Origin of the sequence: uncultured Lentibacter sp., assembly GCF_937123735.1 — a bacterium.
GTDB lineage: Bacteria > Pseudomonadota > Alphaproteobacteria > Rhodobacterales > Rhodobacteraceae > Lentibacter.
On sequence record NZ_CAKZKL010000004.1, the window covers coordinates 74864 to 87622 of the forward strand.

Here is a 12759-nt window from a genome sequence, read left to right on the forward strand (position 1 = left end):
CTCACGCCAGCAACACGGCCACAAACAACACCGGGAAAAACAGCAGCGCTGCGCCAATCATACCATCAAACCGGTCAAGCACCCCGCCATGTCCGGGAATAAGGCTGGAGCTGTCCTTGAGGCCCGCCTTGCGCTTGAGGGCGCTCTCTGCAATGTCGCCCATCTGGGCAGCAAAGGCCAAAACAACCGAAAACAGCGGCAGCGCAATCGGCCAGGCGCCCGCCGCGCTCCCTGCGGCCAAAACGCCGCTCATAAGCCAGCCCACAGCGCCCGCCCCGAGCCAGCCAGCAACGGTGCCCGACCATGTTTTCTTGGGGCTGACAGAGGGCCAGAACTTTGGTCCCCCCAAAAGCCTGCCAGCGAAATAACCCATGACATCGGAGGCGATGACAAGCGCCACAAGCCACAGCAAGGCCCATATCCCGTAGATATCGCGCAGGGTATACAGCACCAGCGCCGCCACAAGGCAGCAAAACGCATAAAAAGCCAAAGCCAGCCGCAGCTGCACCGCAAGCGCAAACACCGCCGCCGCAACCGCCCCCAGCACCCCAAACCCGAGCGGGGCACCCAGCCAGACGGCCCCGGCCACAGCCAGCGCGCCCGAGAGCGGCAGCGCCACATCTCTGAGCGGCCCGCGCGCCGCGCCGCCCAGCCGTGCCGCTTCCCAAACCATGGCCGCAGCCACCAACGCCAAGAGCGCCAGAAACCATAGCCCGCCCAGCCAGATGTCCACACCGGCCACAACAACCATGACACCGGCCGAAAGCAGCCGCAGCCGCAAGTCAGCCCATTTGCCCGCCTGCACACTCATGCCAGAACCCCGCCAAAGCGCCGCTCGCGGCGGCCATAATTGTGCACAAGCCCGGCAAAAATCTCCGAAGAAAAATCAGGCCAGAGCGTGTCGATAAACTCATATTCCGCATAGGCCGATTGCCAGAGCAAAAAGTTCGAAATCCGCGCTTCGCCACTGGTGCGCACCACAAGGTCAGGATCGGGTAAAACGCAAGTATCCAAATACTTTGGCAGCGTTTCTTCATCTACATCCTCGGGCTTCAAACGCCCCGCAGCCACATCCTGGGCCAGCCGCTTGGTGGCGCGGCTCACTTCGTCACGCCCACCATAATTGAGCGCAATCGTCAGATGCACGCGCTCGTTGTCGCTGGTCAAAAGCTCCAACTCATCCATCAGCGCCACCAGCTTGTCATCCAGCCGCACCCTGTCGCCAATGAAGCGCACCCGCACGCCCTCGTCCTTGAGCGCGCGCGCCTCTTTGGCAATATATCGGCGAAACAGCCCCATCAGCCCTGCCACTTCCACTTGCGTGCGTTTCCAGTTCTCCGTCGAAAAAGCAAAAATCGTCAGATACTTCACGCCCAAATCCGGGCAGGCTTCAACAATCTCGCGCACCCTCTTGGCACCGGCATGGTGCCCAAAAAGCCGTGGCCGCCCGCGCGATTGCGCCCAGCGGCCATTGCCATCCATGATAATCGCAACATGGCGCGGGCCCGCGCCTGCGGTTTGCTCACTCGTCACATCCGTCACACTTGGCCTCTCTCGCCAGGATCACCGGGTTCACACCTGCATAATCTCGGCCTGCTTGTTTTCAAGGGCCGCATCCAGCGCCTTGATGTGCTTGTCCGTAATGGTTTGCACTTCGTCTTCCCAGAATTTCTGGTCATCTTCGGAAAGCCCGTCTGCCTTGGCTTTCTTGACCTGGTCCATCCCGTCGCGCCGGATGTTGCGCACCGCCACACGGGCGTGCTCGGCATATTGGGCCGCCACACGGCTCAGTTCGCGGCGGCGCTCCTCGTTGAGCTCCGGAATCGGCAACATCACGATCGTGCCATTGGTCTGCGGATTGATTCCCAGACCGGAGTTCATGATCGCCTTCTCCACGGCTTGCACCATAGATTTGTCCCAGACATTGATGGTCACCATCCGAGGCTCCGGAACATTCACCGTTCCCAACTGGTTGATGGGCGTTTGCTGGCCATAGGCTTCCACGACAATCGGCTCCAGCATACTGGCGGAGGCCCGCCCGGTGCGCAGACTGGCAAATTCGTTGCGCAAGCTCGCCATGGCGCCGTCCATGCGCCGTTCAAGCGCGTCTGTATCCAGCATAAAATCGTCTGACATCTGTTCTCTTCCTGTGGTCTTGCGGTGTTCGTCTTGCGCTCTGGCGCAGAGCGCGCCTCTTGAAAAACGTTTTACGCAACCTGCGGCGCAAATACCAGATATCTTTGCCAAAGCCCGCCATAAGCGCGCCACATGCGCAGCTCAGGCCGGCGGCGCGCCAGGGCTTATCCACCCACCTTGGTGTAGGTGCCTTCGCCCGCCAGAATGCCGCGGAACCCGCCGGGCTCATCAAGGCTAAAGACAATGATTGGCAGGTTGTTGTCACGCGCCAGCGCAATGGCGCTGGCGTCCATCACCCCGAGGCGCTTTTGCAGCACATCGTCATAGCTCACGCTGTCATAGCGCACCGCATCGTCAAATTTCTCCGGGTCCTTGTCATAGACACCATCCACTTTCGTACCCTTGAAAATCGCCTCACAGGCCATCTCGTTGGCGCGCAGGGTCGCGGCGGTGTCGGTGGTGAAGTAAGGGTTGCCCGTGCCGGCCGCAAAAATGCAGACCCGCTTTTTCTCAAGGTGGCGCACAGCGCGGCGGCGGATGTAAGGCTCGGCCACCTCGTTCATGGTGATCGCGCTGATCACGCGGGTAAACACGCCAAGGTCTTCCAGAGCGCTCTGCATCGCCAGCGCGTTCATCACCGTGGCCAGCATCCCCATGTAATCCGCCGTGGTGCGCTCCATCCCCTGCGCGCTGCCTTGCAGCCCGCGAAAGATATTGCCGCCGCCGATGACCATGCAGATCTCGACACCCATCTCCTGAACCGACTTCACTTCCTGGGCAATCCGCTGGACAGTGGGCGGGTGCAACCCGTAGCCCTGATCTCCCATCAAGGCTTCGCCCGATATCTTGAGCATCACGCGTTTGAAGGTTGTGTTCGGCGCGGCTGGCTCTGACATCTTAGGTCTCCTGATGGGGTTGGGCTTTTGCCTAAATGTAACAAATTCCTGAAAGGCGCAACGCCCGAAACCGCCCCTTCGGCCAAAAAGCGCGCTTTGCCTTGCGGCAAGGCTGCGCTAAAGGCGGGGCATGTATGACATCACCCGCCTCTCCCCTGAACGGCCCGTGCTCATCGCGGGGCCAACGGCCTCCGGCAAGTCCGCGCTGGCGCTTGCGATCGCCGAGGCGCAGGGCGGCACGGTGGTGAATGCCGACGCCCTTCAGGTCTATTCCGACTGGCGCGTGCTCACCGCGCGCCCCAGCCCTGAGGATGAAGCCCGCGCGCCCCACGCGCTTTATGGCCATGTGGCGGGCACGCACCCTTACTCGGTCGGCGAATGGCTTTCGCAGGTGCGCGCGCTGGCCAGTGGTGGCAGCCGCCTCATCATCGTTGGCGGCACGGGGCTTTACTTTTCTGCGCTCACAGAGGGTTTGGCGGCGATTCCCCCAACCCCGCCCGAGGTGCGCGCCACAGCCGATGCGCTGCGCCTTGCGCCCGGGGGGCTGGCGGAGATGATCGCGGCACTCGATGCCGAGACGGCGGCGAAGATTGATCTGCAAAACCCGATGCGCGTGCAGCGGGCCTTTGAGGTTTTGCGCGCCACGGGCCGTGGCCTTGCGCTCTGGCAGGCTGAAACGCCGCCGCCCGACCTGCCCCTCAGCCGCGCGCAACCGCTTGTGATTGATGCCGAAAAAGACTGGCTCAACGCCCGCATCAGCCAGCGGTTTGATCTCATGCTGAAGGAGGGTGCGCTGGCAGAGGCGGCGGCCAACCTTCCCGATTGGGCGCCCGGCAAGCCCTCCTCCAAAGCCATCGGCGCCCCCGAGCTCATCGCCCATCTGGCGGGCGAAATCACGCTCAAAGAGGCGCGCAGCCGCGCCATCATCGCCAGCCGCCAATACGCCAAACGCCAGCGCACATGGTTTCGCGCCCGAATGCAAAACTGGCAGCCCATCCGCCCCGCCTAGCAGTTGCCGCCTGGGGAGGGATGTCGCTTTTTGCCCATGAAAGCGTCGCAAAATAACAAAAATAAACCGAACAGGCCATTGACGCGGGGGGGCAAAATATGTCCAAATCGCCAAGCCGAAGGGACAAGACCGCAGCAAAGCGGCACGGCCTCGGCCCAAAAGGGAGAAAACAATGCCGCATCTGTCATGCGCGGCTGTCGCGGGTCTGATCAGCCTGCGCCAGAGCCATCAAGGCCGCAACGCCACAAGGCCACAGAAGGCCCGCCTCTCCCCATTTTTGACCGCTCCGCAGATGCCCCCCCGCGCGCATCACCCAAAACAGGCGCAATCGCCTGACAATCGCCTGATGAACAGGGGAACCTAATGGGACTATTCATCCTCCGACGGCTCGGCGTCATGCTTCTGACAGCGCTTTGCCTGACCTTCGTGGTCTTTTTTCTGACCAATCTTTACCCCAACCTTGAGAAACTGGCCAAAACCCAGGGCAACATGCGCATGTCCGACGCGCAGGTCTCAAGCTGGCTCGACAGCCGCGGCTACACCCAGCCGCTGCCGCGCAAATATGCCGAGTGGCTCGGCGTTGCGCCCGGTTTCACCAGCACAACAGCCAGCGGCGAGCAAATCGGCCGCTGCCTGCGCCCGGGCGTTGATCCAGACAAGGCCCCGCGCTTCTGCGGCATCTTGCAAGGAGATTGGGGCTATTCCACCGTCTTCAAAGAACCGGTCACCGAAATCATCAGCGTCCGCCTGAGCCTCACCGCCAAACTCATGTTCTGGGTCATGGTGCTCATGGTGCCCTCGGCTCTGCTGGTGGGGGTGCTCGCCGGAATGCGCGAAGGCTCGCGCACCGACCGCTCGCTCTCCACCGCCTCCATCGCAACCACCGCCACGCCAGAATATGTCTCCGGGGTGATCTTCATCGCCCTTCTGGCCAGCTCGCGCTTTGGCCTCTCGCCCATTCTGGCCGATGCCGGGCTGATCGAGGGCAAAACGCTCTTCAAGGGCACAGCCACCTCGGCCATGGAAAGTGCCAACTTCGAAAACTTTTTTCTGCCGGTGCTCACCATCGCGCTCTACGGCATGGGCTATATCGCCCGCATGACCCGCGCCTCCATGGCCGAAGTCATGACAGCGCAATACATCCGCACCGCCCGGCTCAAGGGCGTGGCCTTCCGCAACATCGTCATGCAACACGCGCTCCGAAACGCGCTGATCGCCCCCTTCACAGTGATCATGCTCCAGCTTCCGTGGCTGCTCAACGGCGTGGTCATCGTCGAGACGCTCTTTAACTACAAGGGCTTCGGCTGGACGCTGGTGGCGGCCGCCGGCAACAATGATATCGAGCTGTTGCTCGGGGTTTCGGTTGTCTCTGTCTTCGTGGTCCTTGTCACCCAGCTTCTGAGTGACATCGGCTATGTGTTCCTCAACCCGCGCATCCGCATTTCGTAAGGGAGAAAGATAATGGAACCTCTTACATGGTTTGGCGCCTACGCAGGCTTCTTTGGAAGCTTCCTTGCGGTCTTTGCCACCCTCGCGGTGCTTGCGGGCCTGTGCTCGATGTTGCTTGCGCTCACCGACAGCTCTCCCAGAGGCAGCTTCTCGCTCTTTAACGGCATCGCCGTTGTCACCCTTCTGCTTGTCGGAATCGGCTATATCTACAACGCCCTCTCGCCCAGCTTGAGCGGCGGAATGGAGCTGGCGGCTTTGGGCAAAATTCTTCTTGGCCTGCTGGCGCTTGGCGTCTTTGCCGCAATGCTTGGCGTCTTTATGAAGACCTTCTTTGACAACCCTGCCGAGACCATGGGCAGCCTCTTTGCGCTGATGCTCAAACTGATCGGGCTGACCGCCGTTGCCTGGCTGGGTTACACGCTGCTCTTTGCCGGCGCGGGCTTTCGCGACACGCTGGCCTCCATGGACCCAGCGGCCCTGCCCACGGGCGAGGAGCTGGCCCAACAAAAGCGCATCGCCACCATGCAGGGGCGCGGCATTCTGGCCTCGATCTTCATGCGCTTCCTGCCGGTCTGGATCGCGCTTGGGCTGCTTTTTGCCCTCTCCATGGCCTACAAACGCAAGCTCGGGCTTTATGGCAAGCTCTTTGACAACGCGATTGGGATCTTCGGGTTCTTTCTGGTCATGTTCTGGGTGTTTACCGCGCTGTTCAACGGTCTGTTTGACATGATCGCAACCCACGGCCCGCTGGACCAGCTTTCAGGCATGAAAAACAAGGTCCCGGGCACGCCGCTGCGCGACATCTCGGAGGGCGCCTACCCGTTCTATCTTCTGGGCGGCGACAATCTGGCGCGCGATGTCTTCAGCCGCATGGTCACAGGCTCGGTGATCGTGGTGATGATCGCGCCGCTGGCCACGCTCTTTGCCTTCATGGTCGGCATCACGCTCGGCTTGCCGGCGGGCTACTTCTCGGGGCCGGCGCTGCGCAAAGGCTCCCTGGGGATGATCGCCACAGGCGTTGTCTTTGGGCTGGCAACACTCGCCGCTCTGGTCTGGGGCGGGCTGGCAAACTTCCTGATGCTGGCCGTAATTTTGGGGATGCTCTTTGTGCTCATGTTCCGTGCTTCGCTTGATACGGTGCTGAGCTTTCTGGCCAATCTCATTCTCGCCTTCCCGGTGATCTTGCTGTTTTATCTGTTGGTCACCCCGGAGATCGTGGAAACAGGCCTGCCGCAATATATGGCGATTGTGCTCTTCATCTTCCCCATCGTCTTTGCCGGTGTGCTGATCAGCTCGCGCTTTCAAACAGACCCCGGCAAAAACCGCTTCTGGCTGATGGTGGTGCTGATTCCGATGGCGGTGCTTTATGCGGTGACCATCAACGCCCCTGACAGCCAGATCAACCTTCTCGGCCCGCTCGATTTCTTCAATCCGGCCCCGGGCGTTCTGGTGGTGTTTGTCTCGGTGGTCTTTGTGAACTCGCCCACGGTCTTTCGGATCGTGCGGGGCCTCGCGCTCGATATTCACAGCCGCGACTATGTTGCCGCGGCGCAGACGCGCGGCGAAGGCCCGTGGTATATCATGCTCTGGGAGATCCTGCCCAACGCGCGCGGGCCGCTCATCGTCGATTTTTGCCTGCGCATCGGCTACACCACGATCCTGCTGGGCACGCTTGGCTTCTTCGGCCTTGGGCTGCCGCCCGAGAGCCCGGACTGGGGCAGCACAATCAACGAGGGCCGCAAGCTTTTGTCGATCTATGCCCACCCGGCTTTGCCACCGGCCTTTGCCTTGCTGACGCTCGTTCTGGGCCTCAACCTCTTGGCCGACGGTTTGCGCGAAGAAAGCCTGAAAGACTAACTGAGGCGCGCGGCTCTGTCGGGCCGCGCCGCCGCTGGTATGACCAAAAGATTAAGGACGCAACGGAATGGTTAACGAAAACACACCCCCAAAAGCCGCATCAGGCGGTGCACGCTTTGTGCACGGGGTGTGCACGCTTTTCACCCCCCCGTTTTGCGCCGCTCAGGGAGAAAGTTAATGGCAAAAATTCAGTATGATGGTCCGATCCTGGAGATCGACAAACTGTCAATTTCCTTCTTCACGCGGCTGCGTGAAATTCCGGCGGTGATGGATTTTTCTGTCAAGGTCGCTCCGGGCGAAGCCGTTGGTTTGGTTGGAGAATCCGGTTGCGGCAAGTCAACAGTGGCGCTTGGGGTCATGCGCGATCTGGGCAAGAACGGCCATATTGTGGGCGGCAGTATCAAATTCAAGGGCCGCGACATGGCCTCGATGAGCGCTGACGAGCTGCGCGACATCCGCGGAAACGAAATTGCCATGATATATCAAGAGCCTATGGCATCTCTGAACCCAGCGATGAAGATCGGCCGCCAGCTCATGGAAGTGCCGATGATCCATGAAGGCGTCTCCGAAGAAGAGGCCTACAACCGCGCGCTCGAGGTGGTCACAGACGTGAAACTCCCCGACCCGGCCCGCATGCTCTCAAGCTATCCGCACCAGCTTTCCGGCGGCCAGCAACAGCGCATCGTGATCGCTATGGCCTTGATGTCAAAGCCTTCTTTGCTCATCCTCGATGAGCCAACCACCGCGCTTGACGTGACAGTCGAGGCCGCCGTTGTGGAGCTTGTGAAGGATCTGGGCAAGAAATACGGCACCTCCATGCTCTTTATCTCCCACAACCTCGGGCTTGTGTTGGAAACCTGCGACCGTATCTGCGTGATGTATTCCGGTGAAGCGGTTGAGCGCGGTGACATCAAAGAGGTGTTCAACAACATGCAACACCCTTATACACAAGCCCTTTTCCGCTCTATCCCCCTGCCCGGCGCCGACAAAAACGCGCGCCCGCTGGTGGCGATCCCGGGCAATTTTCCCCTGCCCCATGAGCGCCCCAAAGGCTGCAATTTCGGCCCGCGCTGCGACTATTTTGAGGAAGGGCGGTGCGATCAGGGCTTTGTGCCCATGGCCGCCGCCGATGAAACGGGCAGCCATGAAACCCGCTGTCTGAAGTTTACGGAAATCGACTGGAAAGCCCCCCTCATCGCCGCCGAAACCAAGACCAAAGGCGAGATCGGCGAGGTGGTGCTGTCCATGCAAAACCTCAAGAAATATTATGAAGTTGCGGCGAATGCGCTGTTTGGCGGCGGCGAAAAGCGGGTGGTTAAAGCCAATGAAACCCTGAGCTTTGAGGCCCGCGAAAGCGAAACACTGGCCATTGTCGGCGAGTCAGGTTGCGGCAAATCCACCTTCGCCAAAGTGCTCATGGGGCTGGAAACGGCCACTGACGGGCAGATCCTGCTCGACGGTCAGGGTATCGGCAACACCCCGATCGAGAAACGCGACACCAAAACAGTGGCCGACGTGCAAATGGTCTTCCAGAATCCTTTTGACACGCTCAATCCCTCCATGACCGTAGGGCGTCAGATCATCCGCGCACTGGAGATCTTTGACATTGGCAACAGCGACGCCGAGCGCCGCGAGCGGATGCTCAAACTGCTTGATCTGGTGAAGCTGCCCCGCGCCTTCGCCGACCGGATGCCGCGCCAGCTCTCGGGTGGCCAAAAACAGCGTGTCGGCATCGCCCGTGCCTTTGCCGGGGATGCGCGGATTGTGGTGGCCGATGAGCCCGTATCCGCGCTCGATGTTTCCGTCCAAGCCGCTGTGACAGACCTTCTGATGGAAATCCAGCGCGAGCATAAAACCACCCTGCTCTTCATCAGCCACGACTTGAGCATCGTGCGTTATCTCTCTGATCGCGTTATGGTTATGTATCTTGGCCATGTGGTTGAGCTTGGCACCACAGATGAAGTTTTTTCACCGCCCTACCACCCTTACACCGAGGCGCTTCTCTCGGCTGTGCCCATCGCGGATACCAGCATTGAGAAACAGCATATCGTGCTCGAAGGCGATATCCCATCAGCCATGAACCCGCCCTCCGGCTGTCCGTTCCAAACCCGGTGCCGCTGGAAATCTGAGGTTCCCGGCGGCCTTTGCGACAGCGAAATCCCACCCGTCAAAGATATGGGCAACGGGCATCAGATCAAATGCCACCTCAGTAATGAGATCCTGAAGAAAATGGACCCGGTGATCAAGATCGCCGCAGAATAACCCCACGGAGCCGCCCAAGCGCGGCTCCTTTTGGGTGTTTATGGTTACAGATGTAACTTTTTGCTTGATGGTTACAAATGCAACCTTCATCACTCCCATCAAAAGGAGTGCCGCCATGAAAATTGAACAGATCCACCACGTCGCCTACCGCTGCAAGGATGCCAAAGAAACGGTGGAGTGGTATCACAAGATGCTCAACATGGATTTCGTGCTCGCCATCGCCGAAGACCATGTCCCCTCCACCCATGAGCCGGACCCTTACATGCATGTCTTCATGGATGCGGGCAACGGCAACGTTCTGGCCTTTTTCGAGCTGCCCACCAAGCCGGAAATGAGCCGCGACCTCAACACCCCGATCTGGGTGCAACATATCGCATTCAAGGTGAAAGACCGTGCGGAGCTGATTGCGTTCAAGGAACATCTTGAAGCCAATGGCGTGGAAGTTCTCGGTGTCACAGACCACTCGATCTTCCACTCGATCTACTTTTTTGACCCGAACGGCCACCGCATAGAGCTGGCCTGCCCCGACCCTGAGGAAGACGCCCTTTTGGCCAAGCTTGACGCCGTCAAATGGGAGATGCTCAAGGAGTGGAGCCGCACCAAGAAGGCCCCCAAACACGCTGAATGGCTCCATCAAAAAGAGCTTTCCAAGGTCTGAAACAAGAAGGGGACGCGCGCTAGCTTCCCCAGATCACCTTCACATAATGGCGGGTCTCCTTGAAGGGCGGCACGCCGCCATATTTCTTCACAGCGCCCGGCCCGGCGTTATAAGCCGCCAGCGCCAGCCGCCAGGAGCCAAATGCGCGATACTGCTCTTTCAGATAACGCGCCCCCCCATCGAGGTTTTCATAAGGGTCATGCGGGTTTACGCGCAGCGCGCGCGCGGTGCCGGGCATGAGCTGCGCCAGCCCCATCGCCCCTTTGTGCGAGCGCGCACGCGCATTCCAGCCGCTTTCCTGTTGCACAAGCCGCAGAAAGAGATCCACCGGCACACCATGCTTGTGTGCCACCCTGCGGGCCATATCCACATAAAGCTTGTTGGCCCGCCCCAGCGAGACAGACAGGGCCTCATCTCCCCATTTTGTTGGCGCGTGCACCTGACTGGGTTGCAGGCGCACTGAGGCCGAATACTGGGCTTGGGCGCGGCTGTCCAAGACACGCGTTTGCGATTGAAACTGTGATTTGGCCGCACGCCCAAACAGATCGGCCTGTGCCGCGACAGGCACAAGGCTCAACAAGAGCGCGGCGCTCGCAAGAATTTTTGGCATCTGCCACAGGCGCAATCTCATGGCGCCACCCTACGCGCGGCGCGCCAATTTTCCAGCCCCAAGTTCAAGCCGGCGCAGATTTCGCAACTTCTCGCTCATTTATCTCAAGTTTTATCCTTTCATTAACGCCTGCGTGATGGTGTAACCTATGTCCGAAACAAAAGAGATTCTCAGAAAGGCGCAACATGGCAGGCTCGGTAAATAAGGTCATTCTCATCGGCAATCTGGGGCGCGACCCCGAGGTGCGCACCTTCCAGAATGGCGGCAAGGTCTGCAACCTGCGCATTGCCACATCGGAAAACTGGAAAGACAAATCCACCGGCGAGCGCCGCGAGCGCACCGAATGGCATACGGTGGCCATCTTTCAAGAAGGTCTGGTGCGCATCGCCGAGCAATACCTGCGCAAAGGCTCCAAGGTTTATATCGAGGGCAAGCTTCAAACCCGCAAATGGCAAGACCAGTCTGGCAATGACCGCTACAGCACCGAGGTTGTGCTGCAAGGCTATGACGGTGTGCTGACCATGCTGGATGGCCGGGGCGAAGGGGGTGGCAACGGGTCCGGCGCGGGCGGTGGCTCCAGCTATGGTGGCGGCCAGGATGACCGCTTCGGCGGCCCGTCAGAGCCACAGCAGATGGGCAACAACTCGGATTTTGACGACGAAATCCCCTTCTAACGCGGCCTCAAGCGGGCAAAGCCCCGATCAGGCGCTGATACTCCTGGGTGGCAAAACGGTCTGTCATGCCACTCAGGTAATCGCTGACAATGCGCGCCGTGGCCGTGGGCGCGCCCAAAGCGGCGCTCAACGCCTCATGCCACTCCTCGGGCAACAGCTCGGGCGTGGCCATGTAGCCCTCAAACAGCCCCTCCACAATCAAGGCCGCGCGCGCGCGCATCCGCACAACCGAAGGCGCGCGATACATGCGCTGGAACAGAAATCCGCGGATCACCTTCAGATCGGCCCAAAGCTCGGGCGAAAACTGCACGAGCGGCCGCCCGGCCAGGCGCACATCGGCCACGCTCTGCGGCCTTATATCCGCCGCCACGGCGCGGCTGGTGCGGATCACATCCTCCACCAGCACCCCAAAAAACCGTCGCAAGGCCTCGTGCTGGCGCCGGGCCGGCTCCAGCGCCGGATAGCGCGCATCGACTTGGGCAAAACAGCTGCCCACAATCGGCAGGCTCAATAGCTCCTCGACGTCAAACAGCCCGGCGCGCAGCCCGTCGTGAATATCGTGATGGTTGTAAGCAATATCATCAGACAGCGCCGCCACCTGCGCCTCAGCACTGGCATGGGTGCCCAACTCAAGGTCATGGCGGGCGTCATAAGCCGCCAAAGCATACGGGGCCGGCAGCGCAACGGGGCCATTGTGTTTGGCAATACCCTCCAGGCACTCCCAGGTCAGGTTCAACCCGTCCCAAGCCGCATAATGGCGCTCAAGCGCGGTGACAATCCGGATGGCCTGCGCGTTATGGTCAAAGCCGCCAAAGGGCTGCATCAACGCGTCCAGCGTGTCTTCGCCGGTGTGGCCAAAAGGCGTATGCCCAAGGTCATGCGCCAATGCCACAGCCTCGGTCAGCTCCGAATTGAGCCCCAGTGCGCCACAAATCGTGCGCGCCACCTGCGCCACCTCAATGGAGTGGGTCAGCCGCGTGCGGTAGTAATCTCCCTCATGCTCCAGAAAAACCTGTGTCTTATGCTTCAGCCGCCGAAAGGCGCTGGAATGGATAATTCTGTCCCGATCCCTCTGAAAACAGGTGCGAAACGCGCTCTCAGATTCAGAAAACAGCCGCCCGCGGGCCTCTTCGGGGCGGCTGGCAAAAGGCGCCATTTCAATTTGCATTGCGTCTCATCCTTGCCGCCGCTTCACTGGCCCCATATAT

General features: G+C 60.3%; 12 protein-coding genes. 6 read left to right on the forward strand and 6 right to left on the reverse strand.

Annotated features, from left to right (window positions below; all coding sequences use genetic code 11):
• Window position 1: 1 nt before the first annotated feature.
• The 4 genes from Q0478_RS00490 to pyrH form a co-directional block, all read right to left on the reverse strand.
• On the reverse strand, window positions 2–811 hold the full coding sequence (locus tag Q0478_RS00490) for a phosphatidate cytidylyltransferase (protein WP_298674908.1): 810 nt from the start codon (window positions 809–811) through the stop codon (window positions 2–4).
• Entirely contained in the window at window positions 808–1542 is a 735-nt protein-coding gene (gene uppS, locus Q0478_RS00495; RefSeq protein WP_298674911.1) for a polyprenyl diphosphate synthase, read from the reverse strand. Before uppS ends, Q0478_RS00490 begins: the two co-directional genes overlap by 4 nt.
• A 30-nt stretch (window positions 1543–1572) precedes the next feature.
• Entirely contained in the window at window positions 1573–2136 is a 564-nt protein-coding gene (gene frr / locus Q0478_RS00500) for a ribosome recycling factor (RefSeq protein ID WP_298674913.1), read from the reverse strand.
• 164 nt (window positions 2137–2300) lie between these two features.
• Entirely contained in the window at window positions 2301–3032 is a 732-nt protein-coding gene (gene pyrH, locus Q0478_RS00505; protein ID WP_298674916.1) for a UMP kinase, read from the reverse strand.
• 130 nt (window positions 3033–3162) lie between these two features.
• Between pyrH and miaA the strand changes: the two genes are divergently transcribed.
• From miaA to Q0478_RS00530, 5 genes are all read left to right on the forward strand, one after another.
• Complete coding sequence (miaA, locus tag Q0478_RS00510; protein WP_298674918.1) at window positions 3163–4041, forward strand: tRNA (adenosine(37)-N6)-dimethylallyltransferase MiaA; 879 nt, start codon at window positions 3163–3165, stop codon at window positions 4039–4041.
• A 363-nt stretch (window positions 4042–4404) separates the two neighbouring features.
• Window positions 4405–5490, forward strand: a complete 1086-nt coding sequence (locus Q0478_RS00515; protein ID WP_298674920.1) for an ABC transporter permease — start codon at window positions 4405–4407, stop codon at window positions 5488–5490.
• Between the two features lie 12 nt (window positions 5491–5502).
• Window positions 5503–7347 (forward strand): ABC transporter permease, encoded by a 1845-nt coding sequence (locus Q0478_RS00520; RefSeq protein WP_298674923.1) that lies wholly within the window; start codon window positions 5503–5505, stop codon window positions 7345–7347.
• A gap of 177 nt (window positions 7348–7524) precedes the next feature.
• Window positions 7525–9609: an ABC transporter ATP-binding protein gene (locus Q0478_RS00525; protein ID WP_298674925.1), complete on the forward strand. Its 2085-nt coding sequence runs from the start codon at window positions 7525–7527 to the stop codon at window positions 9607–9609.
• A 115-nt stretch (window positions 9610–9724) separates the two neighbouring features.
• On the forward strand, window positions 9725–10267 hold the full coding sequence (locus tag Q0478_RS00530; RefSeq protein ID WP_298674928.1) for a VOC family protein: 543 nt from the start codon (window positions 9725–9727) through the stop codon (window positions 10265–10267).
• A 19-nt stretch (window positions 10268–10286) separates the two neighbouring features.
• On the opposite strand, the gene Q0478_RS00535 is transcribed toward Q0478_RS00530, so the two are convergent.
• Window positions 10287–10898 carry a lytic transglycosylase domain-containing protein gene (locus tag Q0478_RS00535; protein ID WP_298674931.1) on the reverse strand — a complete coding sequence of 204 codons (612 nt, stop codon included), beginning with the start codon at window positions 10896–10898 and terminating at the stop codon, window positions 10287–10289.
• 164 nt (window positions 10899–11062) lie between these two features.
• Between Q0478_RS00535 and ssb the strand changes: the two genes are divergently transcribed.
• A complete protein-coding gene (gene ssb, locus Q0478_RS00540; RefSeq protein ID WP_298674935.1) occupies window positions 11063–11551 on the forward strand; it encodes a single-stranded DNA-binding protein in 489 nt (162 codons plus the stop codon).
• A 7-nt stretch (window positions 11552–11558) separates the two neighbouring features.
• On the opposite strand, the gene Q0478_RS00545 is transcribed toward ssb, so the two are convergent.
• The gene (locus Q0478_RS00545) at window positions 11559–12719 is read right to left on the reverse strand and encodes a deoxyguanosinetriphosphate triphosphohydrolase (RefSeq protein ID WP_298674937.1); all 1161 of its coding nucleotides are present in this window, start codon (window positions 12717–12719) and stop codon (window positions 11559–11561) included.
• Between the last annotated feature and the right edge of the window lie 40 nt (window positions 12720–12759).